Below are 15060 nucleotides of genomic sequence, written 5' to 3' on the forward strand. Positions count from 1 at the left end.
AGAGGATCGCGGCGGCTGTCGAGAAGCAATCGTCGGGTTAGCTTTGGGTTGTCAGACGTTTGGCCGCCCCGACGTGCTCTAACTTCGGGAGTGAGCGTCAGAGCCGCCCGACGAACCGTCATTCTGGCGGGTCCAAAGTTCGTGTTGTTCGATCCGCCGAGTCCCCTCCGGGTTCGGCTATCGTATCTTCTCAAGCCTTTGTCTGCTTTCAAGTCAGATCGCAGCTCCGGCCAGCAAGAAAGCGCCGCCAAGCGCGACCATCACCAGTCCGGGCCAGTTCGATTTGACGCCGAAGCCGCTACCGGGCCTTTCAGGCTCCAGCGTGTCACGCCCGGAGCGAAGCCACTTCCCACCGCTAAATCGGCTCCGCCAAATCGGCTGAAACGCCATTTGGAATATGCCGCCGAAAACAAGGAGCACTCCAAGCCATACGAGAGTCATGCTCGCCTCCTCTACCCGCGAACGCCGATAGGTCGCCGCCCGAGAACCGTGGTCCATTCAACGTCTGCCCGCTGCTCTCGGAATCAGACCGGGCTTGAAAGCCGCCGGGCGGACCAGCGCGCTGCTGCACGCAGGCTGGGGATCGCACTCACCGCAGCTCAGACAATGTCCAAGCCTCCTGCCTAGTCCTCGTCCGGCTCGCGCACGACCGCCGGTTCGTCGGTTTCGTCCTCTTCATCGTCTTGCTCGTCCTCCTCATCCTCTTCGTCGTCATCAGGATCGCGGGGCGGCGTCGTGTTGGTCATGACCGCGAAGACATGCCGGTCGATCCTAGCAATAACCAGCTCAGGAAGTAGCGTCATGTTGTTGCTCCTCGGATGTGACCCCGGGGCACTCTACCCCTATTCGGCGGAGCAGACACGAAATTGGCTGCCGCCGCGGGCGAGGTGCGGTCGTCTCCATCAGACGCGCTGGAGACGAGTGTCCGGGTTCGTCGCATTCGGCTCTCACTCGCGCGGGCTTGCCCACGTCTGCCAATGTGCGGTCTGGTCTCGGCCGCGGACACGCTGGACAGCAGGGCGATGTTCGCCGTCGGTTATCACGCCGGTCTGGCCATGCGCGCCATTTTCGATCTGCCGCGATCAGCCGACATGGCTTCAAACAGAAAAAAGGCGCGGCCGGCTGGAGTACAGCGATTACCCGTGCCGCGATAACCTTAGACCTCTCAAATAGTTGAATGAAATGTGGACATGATTTCTGCTAGGCGTCCACGGGCCCACTCGGGAAAAAGTAGCAATTGAGTTCCGCTGAAGGGGGTTGGTATCAAGGGCCTCAGGCGAGCGCAGCATGAAGACTCATGCAAAAATGCACGCCGCGCGGCTGAACGATCGGTCGAATCTGATGGGTCAAGCGCAGCCATGACGGGCATCGATTTCGAGCAGATTGTGGATCGCATCCATGAGGCCGCGACTGTCCCGGAACTCTGGCCGGACGTCCTGGAAGACATCGCTCATGCCGCAGGTGCGCATGGCATGGTCATGATTACCTCGGACTCCGATCAGTGGTCTGGTGTCTGGAATGGTGTCGTGACGTCGCCGTCGATCCGTGAGGCATTCTCGGCGTTCCTGCGTGACGGCATCTCCAGTCGCACCGAGACGACCCCCAGGCTCCTGGCACGCGATCACCCCGGCTTCGTCAGCGATCAGGATGTGTTTTCGCTGGAAGAATGGGAGCGTGATCCCTATCGGGCGGAATGGAACAAGAAGTGGGGATTCGAGCACGCTTGCGCGACGGCCGTCCGCAGCCCTTCCGGTGAGATCATCGTTTTCCATATGGAACGATTGGCCGGCCGGCCGGCCTTTTCGCGGCAGGACCTTGACTTTCTCGACCGGTTTCGCCCCCATCTCGCGCGCGCAGCTCTGCTGTCGACGCGCTGGCGTCTGACCCGGATGCGGGCGGCGACCGAGGCGCTGTCGCTCGTCGGCTTGCCAGCCGTCGCGATTGCCCGCTCAGGACGGGTTCTGGCAGCGAACGCCTTGATCGAAGGCATGACGGACGTTCTGAACTGGTTGCCGAAGGACCGGATCGCAATCAGGGACCGCGCCGCCGATACAATGCTGCGCGCTGGTCTAGCTCAACTCGATTTGCCGGAGAAAGCCGTGTGCTCCTTCGCCGCGCGTCGCACAAGCGATCTTGACCGGGTGGTCCTCCATCTCGTCCCGATGCCGGGTGAAGCACGCGATCTGTTTGATGGGGCGGTTGGCCTCCTCATTGCGACGCCAGTCACCGCCTCCCAGGCGCCGAGCCTGGCGCTCATTCGTGGGCTGTTTGATCTCACCCCCAGCGAGGCGCGCGTTGCGCGCGGCATCGCGCAAGGACAGACGATCGGCGACATTGCGTCGCATCACGGGCTAAGCCGCGAGACAATCCGCACGCAGATCAAGGCAGTCCTTGCCAAGACGGGAACGCGTAACCAGAAGAGCGCAGCCGCGCTCTTCGGCGCCATCCCCAGATTGCCAATGAATGATTGAGGCCTCGCCAGGCCGGATCTGCCACGGTATGAGCAGGCTCCCCTTCACCCATATGGGTGAAGACACAGGTCGGCCCTCCGGGTTCAACTCCGCCTGAGTAGATTTCTGGCGAGAAGCGGCGGGGATGGCGGGACCGGAATTTCCGATTTTCGAAGTGACCCTGGCACAGCGCAGGCGAAGGAAATGGACCTGGAGCGTCTGCACCGTGCAAGGAGTCGTCGTGATGCAGGGCCGGGAAGCCAGTCGACCTGCCGCAAAGTACCAGGCCGAACGAGCGCTTTTCATGCTACTGCTGACTGCGCCCTATCGGGCGCGACTTCCCCTGTAGCGCGGCGCTCATTGAGCGCTGCAGGATTGCCAGCTCTGCGGAAGCGCAGGAATTGCATGGCGCCTCTCGTTCCGCAGGCCTATCGCATCTGAAAAAGCGTGTCGGATAGCTCGCCCGCAGCCGCCCCTTCGAGACGCCCGCCGATGCGGGCCCTCAGGGTGAGGGCGGAGTGCGCGCCGGCCCCGCCGCGGCATCCTCGCAGGCTTCAGCTCCGAAGCGATCTCGCAAGGGCTCGGCATCAGCCTGAGCGGCGGGCGGGTGGCGAACACGGCAGCGAGAGACTGATCCGGCGCTGCCGTCTCCTAAAAATGGCGGGCCATGCTCGCCGCGATCGCCCCCAAGCCGGTCGCGCTGCGCGGCGCTGAAACGGCCCTGCGTGGCGATGCGATGGAAGTTGACGTAGAAGCAGGTGCCATCAACCAAGATCGCGGTCGCGCGTTTGTCGACGATGCCGGAATCCTAAAAGAAGATTTTCCCTTAGCGCGCGCCGTACATGCGCGAAGCGAACGCAACGGAATATCGACGGAAGTCGGAGCGGCCTCAAGTCCGCCCACGAGCGGCCTACTTGCCCTCGTTCCATATGTCGGTGGCGAGCTTCCAGTCATTTCCGACCTTTTCCCAAACAACGACGTACTTCCCGGTCACTTCCTGCGGCGTCGACGCCTTGGTCTTCAGAGCAAACGTGCCGATCTCGCGCGCCGCCAAAGGGCCAAGCGCCTTCACGTCAACCGTCGCGAGCCTGGGATCGCCGACCTGCTCCGCCATGCTTTTCCACATTCCTTCGATGGCTGCTCGACCCTGCACCATCGAAGAACCGGGCGGCAGCACGATCGCATCGGCGCTATAGAGCGACGCAATGCCAGAGAAATCGCCCTTGTTGAACAATTCGACAAATTTGGCATTGATCGCTTCAATCTCGGGCTTCTGCGCCAATGCCGGAGCCGCCAACGCGATCACGAATACAATCACCAACCCGATGCTGCGCATAATCACCTCCAACTGAATCTACGACTCGAATGCAGCGCGGCCGTTGCTCCACAGGGGATGCGTTCAATGCCGCATCCCAGGCCGCGTTTGACTAAACAGCAACTCCGGAGGATTACCGTAAGCAATATTGACGAGATGCAGGATGCGGCAAACGAGATGAGCAATGCTGCGGGACGTGCAAAACGCTTTGCCGAGGAAAGAGGCCCGCCAGCTGTGAGAGCCGGGCTGCCCATTCGCTCAATGGCGCAACAGCACGGCATCGCGCAGCGCGCGGCTCGAGCTTAAGACAGAGCCAATACCCAGGGCCATCAGCAGCAAGCCCACCCAGCTTGCCATTGAGCCTCCCTCGTCGGCCGCCTCCGCAACGCGGATGCTCACCGGTGGCACCTGAATAGAGGCCGCGTCGCTGGCGGGCGCTACAAGCTTTTGCAGATCCGCGATGGCCGGCACGGCGTTCTCAGGCGTGGGCTGGCCGGTTTGAACAGGGCTAGCGGGCGCGGCCGGCATCAAGGGCGTCGTGCCCGTACCGACAACGAGAGCGGCATCAGCGACCTTGACCTCGGTTGGAGGCGGCGTCGGCTGGACGCCCTCTGCCGGTGTGGAGCGCTCCAACTCGGCACGCGCATCCACGACCGAGATCCGCCGCCTGCGCGGCGCAGTTTCGTTCTCGTCAGGATCGGCGCGGCGATGGGCCACGCGACCATGAGCCGGCTTTTTCACCGTGGTGACATGCTCCGCCAGGAACCAGCATTTGCGGCCCTGGTCTCGCCGATAGACCCAGTGCTGGTCCGCACCGGCCGAGTTACCGGGCCGCGACAAGCATTCCGCCTGCGCCGGAGCGGTCGCCGCCGGCTCGCGCGCAGGGCCAATGAAAAGATCGGCAAATGGGTCGGAGAACGCAGGTTGCGCGGCCAGAACCCCAACAAGAACTAAACTCGCCTGACAAAGTCGCAAATGACCGGACATCGAAAACTCCCGGTGTGGCGCCCCCACCGGCATGACCCTTCTCGGCGAGATAGGCCGCCATGCGGCCCAAATCTGGCGGAGCCATGGATTCATTGTGCGGGAGCCGCGAGGAACCTTGAGCCGGACGCAGTTCAATGGCGGCCGATCAGCTGCAGTCGGCGATTCTCTGCCGCAGATGATCAACCAGAGGTTCCGCGCCCATTGTCAGACAACCATAATGTCCCCAGGGAATCTGGACGACATCCAATCGAGGACTGAGACGCCTCCACCCCTCGCCATCGTGTTCGGCGGCGTAGAAAACCACGGGGACGTCGAGCGGCGCCGGAAGATATCGCGCCATTGCTATTGAATAAGCGTACCACAGCGGCTGCGGGACTTCAGTCTTGGCGACCACAACCGGCTGGCTCGCCGACCGCTTGGCGTACCGCTCCCACTGTGCCAGGCATTCAAACGTCCCGCGCAGGACGCGGGATGGAACCACGGGCTTCATCACGCCAACGATCGCCCGCGTCAGCGGACGGGCATTGACGGTCGGCGGGTCGACCATCGCGACCATGTGAACCTTGTGTCCAGCATCCATCAATTGGCGCGCTATTTCGAACGCCACCATTGCGCCGTTGCATTTGCCGCCCAGGAAGAAAGGGCCACAAGCCTGCCGTTCCAGGATGAGCGGCAGGCGCTCGGCGGCCATTTGCTCGATCGAGGGCGGCACCAACTCACCACGAAGACCGTGCGGATTGATGGAAATGATGGGATGATCGGGGCCGAGGAGCTCAACCATTCGCCGCACGCTCGCGTGTCCGCTGACGAGGTCTCCATTGAAGAAGTGCAGCGGAGGCCGATTGCCGCCGCCGTGAAAGTGGATGAAGGGTGTCGCTTGCGTGTCGATTTGCGTGTCAATCTTGTGGACGAGCTGCCGGATGGTTTCCGCTCCGAAGAGGATCGTTTCCGGCACGGCTTGACCGATCAGCTGTCCGAGCTCGATCAGCATCTCCATCGCGAGCAGCGAGTCACCTCCGCATGCAAAGAAATCGTCGTCGAGCGTCACGGCATCGGACTTGAGCAGTCTCCGCCACAGCGTCAGCAATTCACCTTCCAGGTCCAGCGACGCTTTGGGCGCGACCGGCACAGGCATTGCCCGCTGACGATCCGGCGGTTCGCGGAGCCATTCGCGCAATCGACGGCGTTGCACTTTTCCCGTCGCGCCCTTTGGCAGTTGGTCGAGGATCACAATGCGTCGCGGAACCTTGAACGATGTCAACTCGGGCCGCAGGAACTCGCGAAGCTCCTCGGGTGTGACTTGCGCCCCGGGGCGGGCAATGATTGCGGCGGCGACGTCCTCGCCAAGACGTGGATGAGGGAGGGCAAAGGCGGCAGCCTCGGCTACAGCCGGATGGCGTAGCAAGGCGGATTCGACCTCGGCAGGAGCAATCTTCTCGCCGCCGCGATTGATCAGTTCGCTCAGGCGACCATGCAAGGAGAGAAAGCCGTCTTCGTCGAGGCTGCCGATGTCGCCCGTGCGAAACCAGCCATCGACGAAAGCAGCTTGATTGAGCTCCGGCGCATCGAGATAGCCGGAGAACACCGTGGGGCCACGGATCCAGATCTCGCCGCGCTCGCCCGCCGCCAGGAAACGCCCATCCTCACTGGCGATAACCAGAGTTCCAGGCCAAGGTTGGCCGCAGGTCCCTGGCCTGTTCGCGCCGGGCGGCGGCAGATTGGCGGCGATCTGCGCGGCTTCGCTGGAGCCATAATGCTCCAGCACAGGCGCGCCTAAAATGCGCTGCAGGCCGTCCCGTACGTCCGGCGGCAGCGGCGCGCCGCCCGATACGACGAACCGCAACGTGTGCGGCGCGCGCGCATCTGCGAGCGCTCTCACCTTGTCCAGCACTGCAGCATGAAGCGCAGGACCTGCCGAGTACCAGGTCGGGCTCAGACAATCCAGCCACTCATCCAGCGCGACGATGGCATTGTTTTCCGGGACAGCGATGCTGCCGCCGGTCAGCAGCGGTGTGAACACCGTTACTTTGAGCCCATGAGAATAGAATGGGGGCGACACGCTCAAGCAGCGGTCCTGGTGCGTGAGGCCGAACCAGGCCTGGAGACGCGCGGCCGCGGCCAGCATGTTGCCGTGGCTGAACGGAATGAGCTTTGGCTGCGCGGTCGTGCCCGACGTCTGCAGGATGAAGGCTGGCGAGTGTGGAGCTGGCTCAGCGTCGATGGCGGCGCGATCGGCAGCCCGCACGGTGACATCAAGTCCAAGCTGGCCATGTGCGACCGGAACGGCTTCGATGATGGAGATCCCGCGCCGCTCGGCCGCTTGCCGCGCTTCAGTGCCGCTGCCTTGCAGCACGACAAGAGCGTTCAGGCGCAGCATGTCGAAGCGCTGATCGATCTCCGCCGGGGACAGCCGCGGATCGAGAGGAACCGCGATGCTGCAGCAAGCCACGGCCACGATGGCGAGAACCGCCTCCGGACCGAACGGCATGAGCACCCCGATCCGAGCGTCGCAATCGAACCCACCCAAACGCAACTGCCCGCGAATGTCGTCCAACCTGCGCTGAAGATCGCCATAGGTCAGAGGCGCAGACGTGGTGGAGACGATCGCGGTCCGATGCGGAAATCGGCTGGCAGTCCGACCAATGACCTCGCCCAGCGTGCATCGCGCGCCGGGGTCTGTGCCGTCGGGAGCAAACGAGATTTCCTCGGACGACTTCGCGATCTCTCGGAGCAAATTCGTCACAGCGGGCTCTGGCATCTTCAGGGGGATGGGCAAAGCCGCCGCAATTGCCCGCTGCGAGCATTACGGCCGCTTTCCTCCCAGCCGGGCAATTGGCAATGGTGGGTACCTCACAATGATGAGTGCCTCACAATGACGCGCCTTTTTAGTATGTTATTTTCTCCGTCAGCCCACCGGCCCCAGCGTCCAATCATCCCCTGCAAGGGGGCTGACCTTCACGTCCTTGATGACTCCGCGCTCCAGGCTCGGATCGAAATGGCGCATCGTCCGCTCGTTGAAATCGATGATGCGGCCGGGCCTGAGTGGTCCCACGTCATTGATCTTGACGATGACCTTCTTGCCGACGGCCTCGACAAGTGCATATTTCGGCCTCGCACCAAATAGCACCCCGCCGAATTTCCGACGCAACGTCGTCTTGATCGCCGCCGCCCAATCGGAGGGATCATAGCGCTCGCCGGAGGCTGTCTTCGGACCGCCCTCCTCCTTGCCGGGCTTGAACGGATTGTACGTGGATGCGGCGCCAACGACCGCCTCCCCGGAGGCGGCATCGACGACGGCGTTTGCGTGACCTCCACGCGTTTCACTTCGAACAGCAGTGACAGAAAGGGCAAGCGCAAGCAGGGCGCCGCAAAGCGCGGCGCTCGAGCGGAACAGCATCATAACTCCTGTGTTTTTTCGTCGACCGGTTCCCGTCACCGCAAACACGGCAAGCGAACGCAGAAGCGTTCAGGAGCTTGCGCCGCGTCTTTGCGGAATCGTGCCAACCCCTTGGCTATGGAACCGTCGTGAGAACCAGAGTGGTTCCCACGCAGTGTTTTAAGTTATCGCCGGGTTAAGACAGAGATTGCGTCAGCAACATGACTTCACCGACATATCCTGCGCTGCACTGGCCGGCGCGACATTGATCGCGAGCTTGCCGTAGCGATCCGTAAAAGCCACGGTGTCGATCTCTTCCAGCTTGATTTCGCCGCTCATCACGCCCTGTTTCCACGCGGCGTGCGCCGGATCATTCTGGAACTCAGGCATCACCTCGCTGCCGAACAATTCCAGCGATTCGCAGATGTGCTCGTGGCTATTCTTGCCGGCCTGGTTGAGCAGGATGACCTGGTCGATATGCGACGACTGAAAGCGCTTCAGTTTGTTTCGGATCGTCTCGGGCGAGCCGATCAGGCCGCCGCGCAGCGCGGCCTCCTGCGCCTCCGGGTTGTCGCGCTTCCACTTGTTGTACTCGTCCCACATGTTGACGGTGTAGGGCGCGGGACGCTGGCGGTTTTGCGCGGCGCCGTAGTAACGCAGCGCGAACTGGAAGAAGGTGGCGCCGTCGGCGCGCGCCCGCGCTTCCTCGTCGGTCTTCGCGCACATGAAGAACGACACCAGCGCCATGTTCGGATTGATCTCGTAGTCGGCCAATTTGTGCAGCCGCTTGGTCATCGCATTGTAGTAAGCGTGCACCCAGGCATGCGCGGCTTCGGCACTGACGAACTGAAAACCTAGCGCCCCAAAACCGTGGCGGCCGGCGCGCTCGATGGTCGGCAATTGCGAGCAGGCCATCCACAGCGGCGGATGCGGCTTCTGCACCGGCTTCGGCACGACGTTGCGCAGCGGAATGTCGAAGTACTTGCCGTGATGCTCGCTGCCGGCGTCCTTGAACATCGGGAAGATCGCCTGCACTGCTTCCTCGAACACTTCCTTCTTGGTCTCCATGTCGCGGCCGAACGGGGTGAGCTCGGTGATGGACGCGCTCTCGCCCATGCCGAATTCGCAGCGGCCGTTACTGAGCAGATCGAGCACCGCGACACGCTCGGCGACGCGGGCCGGATGGTTGGTGGTGAGCTGAAGGATGCCGTGACCGAGGCGGATGTTCTTCGTGCGCTGGCTGGCGGCGGCGAGAAACGATTCCGGCGAAGGCGAGTGCGAGTATTCCTCGAGGAAGTGGTGCTCGACCACCAAGGCATGGTCGTAGCCGAGCCTGTCGGCGAGCTCCATCTGCGAGAGTGCGTTCTGGTAGAGGGCGAGCTCGTCGCCCGCCACCCAGGGCCGTGGCAGCTGCAGCTCATAGAAGATGCCGAACTTCACGACGCCCCTCCCGCCTGTTGTTGTTAACTGCATCTTAGAGCGTGAGCCGGCGCTGTCTACGCGGCCGCAATTCCGCGGCGTGGGAGAACGATTCCCCGCCTGCACAGAGCGGCGCGCTGCGTCCCGGCGCTGCCGCCGCGACATCCGCGCGAGTCGACAGATTGATACAAATCAACGCCACCGGCCCGAATGCAGGCGGCCTGATCAACGCCTCAGGATGAGACTGGGCGGCATCTTCGCATGCGGAAGCTGTATCCGCGCACTCCGACCTCATCCTGAGAGCCCGCCGGAGGCGGGTATCCCGAAGGATGGGCCACAGGGAAACGGCCTCCCTGCGCTTGAACCCCTGGTGCGAATGGTTAGTTTTGAGATCCGGCGAATCGCCTCATTCGCCACTCCCTCAAGACAGACATGGCCAGTTTCACCCCGCATCAGGATGCTGCGCTCAAAGCCGTCGGCGATTGGCTAAAGGCCAAGCCCGGACGGGGCGGCACGCCGCCCGTCTTTCGCCTGTTCGGCTTTGCCGGCACCGGCAAGACAACGCTGGCGCGGCATATCGCCGAGGGCGTGGACGGCGAGGTGAAGTTCGCCGCCTTCACCGGCAAGGCGGCCCTCGTCATGCGCAACAAGGGCTGCGACGGCGCCTCCACCATCCATTCGCTGATCTACCGCGCCCGCGAATCCGGCGAGGAGCAGCCGAGTTTTGAGCTGTGGGACGACGCGCCGGCGTCGAAAGCCAAGCTGATCGTGATCGACGAATGTTCGATGGTCGATGCCGAACTCGGCCGCGACTTGATGTCGTTCGACTGCCCGCTCTTGGTGCTGGGCGATCCCGCGCAGCTGCCGCCGATCCAGGGCGGCGGCTTCTTCACCAATTCCGAGCCGGACGCGATGCTGACCGAGGTGCATCGCCAGGCACAGGACGATCCGATCGTGCGGATGTCAATGGACGTGCGCGAGGGCCGCGAGCTCGACATCGGCCGCTACGGCGAGAGCGAGGTGGTGTCGCGGAAAGACCTCGATCCCGATCGCGTCATGGGCGCCGACCAGGTGCTGGTCGGCCGCAACAACACGCGGCGCGCGTACAACATGCGCGTGCGCCAGCGCCAGAACATCGAGGATGTCTTTCCAGTCGCCGGCGACAAGCTTGTGTGCCTGCGCAACAACCGCAAGAAGGGCCTGTTCAACGGCGGCCTGTGGCGGGTGAAGTCGCGCAACACCTCGCGCTCGAAATCGCGCATCCTCTCCATGCGGCTGTCGCCGGACGAGGATTTCGGGAACAAGGTGACGAAGGCGTCCGTGCGGGCCGACTGCTTCGAGGGCGGCATCGAGCAGATCCCCTGGGAGCAGCGCAAGCCCTATGACGAGTTCGACTATGGCTACGTGCTGACAGTGCACAAGTCGCAGGGCTCGCAATGGGACGATGTCGTGCTGTTCGACGAGAGCTTTGCGTTCCAGGATTCGCGGGCGCGGTGGCTGTACACGGGGATCACCCGGGCGGCGAAAAGGCTGAGCATCGTCGTCTAAAGCGCCGTGCCCCGATCTCTCTCCATAAGCAAATAAACGCGTGGGCACGCTTCGCTTTGACCACCCTTTACGGGCGCGATTGGTCCAGGCGAGCACGAATTTCGGCGTGACCTTGATCGACAGGCTGAAATCGTCGATCGCGCTTTGCAGCGCGCCGCGGCGCGCGTGGATGACGCCGCGGTTGTTGTAGGGAACGCCATAGGCCGGGCGCTTCAGGAGCGCGAGGTTGTAGTCGGCCATCGCGAGATTCTCCTGTCCGTGCGCTCTTAGGCGAGGCCGCGCAGGTTGAGCGCGACGACGTTGTCCGGATCGAGGTCGATGGCCATGGACAGCGTCTCGATCGCGTGGACATGATCGCGCTTGTTGAGCAGGGTGTTGCCGCGCACGGACAGCGCGGTCGCCTTGTCCTTGCCGGCGAGACGATCGGCGTTCAGTCGATCGCGCCGGTTCATCGAGCGCGGAGTTCCGCATCCCGCCAAGCCGGCCGGTCCCCGCGTCGACCCTGCGCGTCCTCACGGTCTCGTGTCCTCTCCGGCGTAACAATCTGCGGCTCTGCCCGTATCTTGAATGATGCGAAAACGCGGCCGGGCAGGCTGTTCGCCCGGTCCCGACCGCCCTAGACTGTCAGCCCTTCCCAAAGAGGATCGTCATGCGCCGAACCGCCCTCGCCACCCTGCTCGCCGCAACCACCGCCCTGATGCTGGCTTTCACGATGCCGTCCCGGGCCGCGGAGGAGGCGGTCGTGATCCCTGCCCCAGCATTGGACGCGGCGCCTGCAACCGGCATCCAGACCGCCGTGGTTGCCGGCGGCTGCTTCTGGGGCGTGCAGGGCGTCTTCCAGCACACCGCGGGCGTCGTCAGCGCGGTCTCCGGCTATGCCGGCGGCACCAAGGCGACCGCCGACTACCAGACCGTCTCGAGCGGCCGGACCGGCCACGCGGAATCAGTCGAGATCAAGTACGACCCGAAAAAGATCTCCTACGGAAAAATCCTCCAGATCTACTTCTCGGTGGTGCACGACCCGACCCAGTTCAACCGCCAGGGCCCCGACATCGGCACGCAATATCGCTCGGCGATCTTCACCACCTCCGACGAGCAGAAGAATGTGGCGGAGGCCTATATCGCCCAGCTCAACGGGGCCAAGGTGTTCGGCAAGCCGATCGTGACCAAGGTCGGCGCGCTGGAGGCGTTCTATCCGGCAGAGGCCTATCACCAGGACTATCTGACGCTGCACCCGAACCAGCCCTACATCGCCTATAACGACCTGCCCAAGGTCGAGAACCTGAAAAAGCTGTTCGCGGATCACTACATCGAGAAGCCGACGCTGGTGAATGCCAGCAAGGCCACCAACTGATCGCGAGATCATCGATCACTGAAGAAACGGGAGACCCATGCCCGACACCAAGGCGAAAACCACCGACGACAAGGTCATCAAGAGCGAAGAGCAGTGGCGGCGCGAGTTGACGCCGATGCAGTACGCGGTGCTGCGCGAGAAGGCGACCGAGCGACCCTTCACCGGCGAATATGAGCACGACCATCGTGCCGGCACTTACGTCTGCGCCGGCTGCGGCAATGTACTGTTCGAGTCCGATGCCAAGTTCGATTCCGGCTGCGGCTGGCCGAGTTTCACCGCGCCCGCGGTCGAGAGCCATATCGACGAGGAGCGGGATCTGAGCCACGGCATGATCCGCACCGAGGTGCTCTGCTCCAAGTGCAGCGGCCATCTCGGCCATGTCTTCCCCGATGGCCCCGGACCGACCGGCCTGCGCTACTGCATCAACTCCGCGGCGCTGAAGCTCGAGCCCAAATAACCCTCGCGCGCTCCGGGTTCCGCCATGGAACCCGGGGGCGCGATGTGCTTTTCTTCCCTAGCGGTGCGCCGATCAGCGCATTCCGGCGGGCCGCCAGGGAGGATGCCATGACCCTTGGGACCGTCCTGATCATCCTGGTGATCATCTATCTGGTCGGCGGCCTGTCCGGCCAGTTCGGCGGCTACGGCTATGGCCTTGGCCATTCCGGCATGGGGATCGGCGGGGTCGCGCTGGTCGTGTTGATCGTGCTGCTGCTTGCTGGCAAAGTTTAAACCATACAAGCCATTGAAATAGCTTATATTTCTTTGGTTGCGGGGCTGCCATGCGTGGATTCATCATCTCGCATCGCGGGGGTCGCATTTCTGTCAAAACGGCCTATATTAGGGGACGAAAATGACATGTGCGGCGGGCCCGCTCGAGTGCGGCCCCTGCCCTCCCAAAACCCCACGCGCTTAAAGCCCCAGAGAAGATCACGAGGTCTTTGACCATGCGTCCACTGCGTCCGTTCAACTTCAACACCTCCGCCGAACTCTTCCCCGCTGCGATCCGCAAGAAGAAGCGTGCCGGCTTCACCTACCGCCGGTTCGGCACCGCGGCCGAGGCCGTGCAGTTCGCGATGGAGCAGTTGCCGACGGACTCGCTGAACGGCGCCTATCTCCAGGTCGAGGAAGCGCGCTTCGACCAGAACGGCATCCGCTCGCTCTATGAGAGCGAAGCCTTCCCGCTGCCCCGCCGTCCCAAGCCGGCGCCCGCCGCCGCCGAGACCGACGCCGACGCGGCGTAAGTCTTCGCAAGCGTCCGATGTACGCTGAAGGCGCGGTGACCGAAAGGTCGTCGCGCCTTTTGCGTTCGCGCGTCATTGCGAGCGCAGCGAACAATCCAGCGTCCCTCTCAATCCAGCGTCCCTCTGCGGAAAAATTCTTGGTTGCTTCGCTGCGCGCGCAATGAGGATGTGGAGAAATCTGGCGCGTCGTCGACCAGTCGGACTCCCCCTCACCCGCCGCCCTCACGTCCGCGGCTGCTTGTCGAGCCAGCGGCGGAGCAGGCGGACGTTGCGCATGTTGGCGCGGAACATGACGTCGAAGGCATCACCCGCGAACGGCACCATGCCGACCACGCCGTCGACCGCGACATTGCCGAGCATGCGCGCGGTGATGTACCAGGGCGCACCCAGCGCCCTCGCCTCGCGCACCAGCCACAGCGAGATCGCGGTCGTGATGATGTCGCCGACCACGGGGATCAGCCCGATCAGCCCGTCGATGCCGTAGCGGATGTTGGTACCGGGCAGGATGAAGGCGACGTCGAGCAGTTTTGCGATGGCCTCGAGCCGCGCGATGCGCTGCTCGCGCGTCAGATTGCCGAACGGATTGCCCTGACCGAATTCGAAGCGAAACTCGCGAAAACCCTGTTCCAGCGTCTCCGGGCGGATCTCATGCCCTTCCTCGTCGATGATCTTCCCGTGCGCCGCGGCGCCTGAAACGGTCGCGCGCGAATGGCTCCCGGAACGGGATTTGTGGGGCGCAAGGATGTCGTCGTCAGACATGGTCATAACCTGGGAAACGCGCCAGCGCCACGAGGGTTGCTGCGCCGCGCCCGAACGCCGCCCGTTCAGGTCGGTGCTGCCGCGGATTGCGGCTCCTCGACATATCTATGCACGAGCCAGGAGGAAATCACCGACGGCACGAAGCCGACCATGCCGTACAGGATGAACTGCACCACGCCCGAATCCGGCCCGCGCGAGCTGTAGGTCAGTGAGGCCAGCACGAAGGCGAACAGGCCGACGAGGAGCATGCGCAAGGTGGGGCCGATCCGGCGGATATGAATGAGAATATCGTCGACGGCGCCGATCATCAGCGAGGGCAGGAAGCCGAACAGATAGCTGTATTGCAGCGTCTTGAAGAACACCACGAACAGCTTGCCGACCTCTCCGAGACTGGTCTGGGTCCAATAGCCCGACTGATAGGTCGTCGTCAGCAGCAGCAGGAACCCGCCGACGAACGGGCCAACCAGCGCAAACACCAGATAGCGTTTCATCAAATACCCTCACCCTTGGTCCCGTTATAGCAGCGCAGCGGGAACCTTGAACAGCGGGGTCGGTGGCCGCCTCGAGGGGAACAAGTGGAATGGCGACGAGTTCAGACAGCACTTGGAAAT

The 15060-nt window shown here is 63.2% G+C and carries 14 protein-coding genes and 1 pseudogene; 6 read left to right on the top strand and 9 right to left on the bottom strand.

The window, feature by feature from the left end; all coding sequences use genetic code 11:
• Positions 1 to 623: 623 nt before the first annotated feature.
• Positions 624 to 803: a hypothetical protein gene (locus ACRQ5Q_RS36200; protein WP_439375800.1), complete on the bottom strand. Its 180-nt coding sequence runs from the start codon at positions 801 to 803 to the stop codon at positions 624 to 626.
• 555 nt (positions 804 to 1358) lie between these two features.
• Between ACRQ5Q_RS36200 and ACRQ5Q_RS36205 the strand changes: the two genes are divergently transcribed.
• The gene (locus tag ACRQ5Q_RS36205; RefSeq protein ID WP_439394657.1) at positions 1359 to 2471 is read left to right on the top strand and encodes a helix-turn-helix transcriptional regulator; all 1113 of its coding nucleotides are present in this window, start codon (positions 1359 to 1361) and stop codon (positions 2469 to 2471) included.
• Between the two features lie 889 nt (positions 2472 to 3360).
• Here the strand turns inward: ACRQ5Q_RS36205 and ACRQ5Q_RS36210 are convergent.
• The 5 genes from ACRQ5Q_RS36210 to ACRQ5Q_RS36230 form a co-directional block, all read right to left on the bottom strand.
• Positions 3361 to 3786, bottom strand: a complete 426-nt coding sequence (locus ACRQ5Q_RS36210; protein WP_439370377.1) for a YybH family protein — start codon at positions 3784 to 3786, stop codon at positions 3361 to 3363.
• Positions 3787 to 4023: 237 nt separating this feature from the next.
• Complete coding sequence (locus ACRQ5Q_RS36215) at positions 4024 to 4752, bottom strand: hypothetical protein (protein ID WP_439394659.1); 729 nt, start codon at positions 4750 to 4752, stop codon at positions 4024 to 4026.
• A gap of 145 nt (positions 4753 to 4897) precedes the next feature.
• Complete coding sequence (locus tag ACRQ5Q_RS36220) at positions 4898 to 7495, bottom strand: AMP-binding protein (RefSeq protein WP_439394660.1); 2598 nt, start codon at positions 7493 to 7495, stop codon at positions 4898 to 4900.
• Positions 7496 to 7657: 162 nt separating this feature from the next.
• Positions 7658 to 8152 (bottom strand): RlpA-like double-psi beta-barrel domain-containing protein, encoded by a 495-nt coding sequence (locus ACRQ5Q_RS36225; RefSeq protein WP_439370380.1) that lies wholly within the window; start codon positions 8150 to 8152, stop codon positions 7658 to 7660.
• 189 nt (positions 8153 to 8341) lie between these two features.
• On the bottom strand, positions 8342 to 9568 hold the full coding sequence (locus ACRQ5Q_RS36230) for an LLM class flavin-dependent oxidoreductase (protein ID WP_439394662.1): 1227 nt from the start codon (positions 9566 to 9568) through the stop codon (positions 8342 to 8344).
• A 411-nt stretch (positions 9569 to 9979) separates the two neighbouring features.
• On the opposite strand from ACRQ5Q_RS36230, the gene ACRQ5Q_RS36235 reads away from it, so the two are divergent.
• On the top strand, positions 9980 to 11095 hold the full coding sequence (locus ACRQ5Q_RS36235; RefSeq protein WP_439370382.1) for an ATP-dependent DNA helicase: 1116 nt from the start codon (positions 9980 to 9982) through the stop codon (positions 11093 to 11095).
• A 69-nt stretch (positions 11096 to 11164) separates the two neighbouring features.
• Here ACRQ5Q_RS36235 and ACRQ5Q_RS36240 read toward each other — a convergent pair.
• Positions 11165 to 11529, bottom strand: a pseudogene (locus ACRQ5Q_RS36240) (tetratricopeptide repeat protein); the annotation flags it as partial.
• Positions 11530 to 11744: 215 nt separating this feature from the next.
• Between ACRQ5Q_RS36240 and msrA the strand changes: the two are divergent.
• The 4 genes from msrA (at position 11745) to ACRQ5Q_RS36260 (ending at position 13690) form a co-directional block, all read left to right on the top strand.
• Positions 11745 to 12449: a peptide-methionine (S)-S-oxide reductase MsrA gene (msrA, locus tag ACRQ5Q_RS36245; protein WP_439370383.1), complete on the top strand. Its 705-nt coding sequence runs from the start codon at positions 11745 to 11747 to the stop codon at positions 12447 to 12449.
• A gap of 37 nt (positions 12450 to 12486) precedes the next feature.
• On the top strand, positions 12487 to 12906 hold the full coding sequence (gene msrB / locus ACRQ5Q_RS36250) for a peptide-methionine (R)-S-oxide reductase MsrB (RefSeq protein ID WP_439370384.1): 420 nt from the start codon (positions 12487 to 12489) through the stop codon (positions 12904 to 12906).
• A 107-nt stretch (positions 12907 to 13013) separates the two neighbouring features.
• The gene (locus ACRQ5Q_RS36255; protein WP_439370385.1) at positions 13014 to 13178 is read left to right on the top strand and encodes a DUF3309 family protein; all 165 of its coding nucleotides are present in this window, start codon (positions 13014 to 13016) and stop codon (positions 13176 to 13178) included.
• Between the two features lie 215 nt (positions 13179 to 13393).
• On the top strand, positions 13394 to 13690 hold the full coding sequence (locus ACRQ5Q_RS36260) for a hypothetical protein (protein WP_439394664.1): 297 nt from the start codon (positions 13394 to 13396) through the stop codon (positions 13688 to 13690).
• A gap of 222 nt (positions 13691 to 13912) precedes the next feature.
• On the opposite strand, the gene ACRQ5Q_RS36265 is transcribed toward ACRQ5Q_RS36260, so the two are convergent.
• Entirely contained in the window at positions 13913 to 14455 is a 543-nt protein-coding gene (locus ACRQ5Q_RS36265; RefSeq protein WP_439394666.1) for a DUF4112 domain-containing protein, read from the bottom strand.
• A 59-nt stretch (positions 14456 to 14514) separates the two neighbouring features.
• On the bottom strand, positions 14515 to 14940 hold the full coding sequence (locus ACRQ5Q_RS36270; protein WP_439370388.1) for a DUF5413 family protein: 426 nt from the start codon (positions 14938 to 14940) through the stop codon (positions 14515 to 14517).
• Between the last annotated feature and the right edge of the window lie 120 nt (positions 14941 to 15060).

The sequence above is a fragment of the Bradyrhizobium sp. PMVTL-01 genome, from assembly GCF_051861855.1.
Classification (GTDB): domain Bacteria; phylum Pseudomonadota; class Alphaproteobacteria; order Rhizobiales; family Xanthobacteraceae; genus Bradyrhizobium.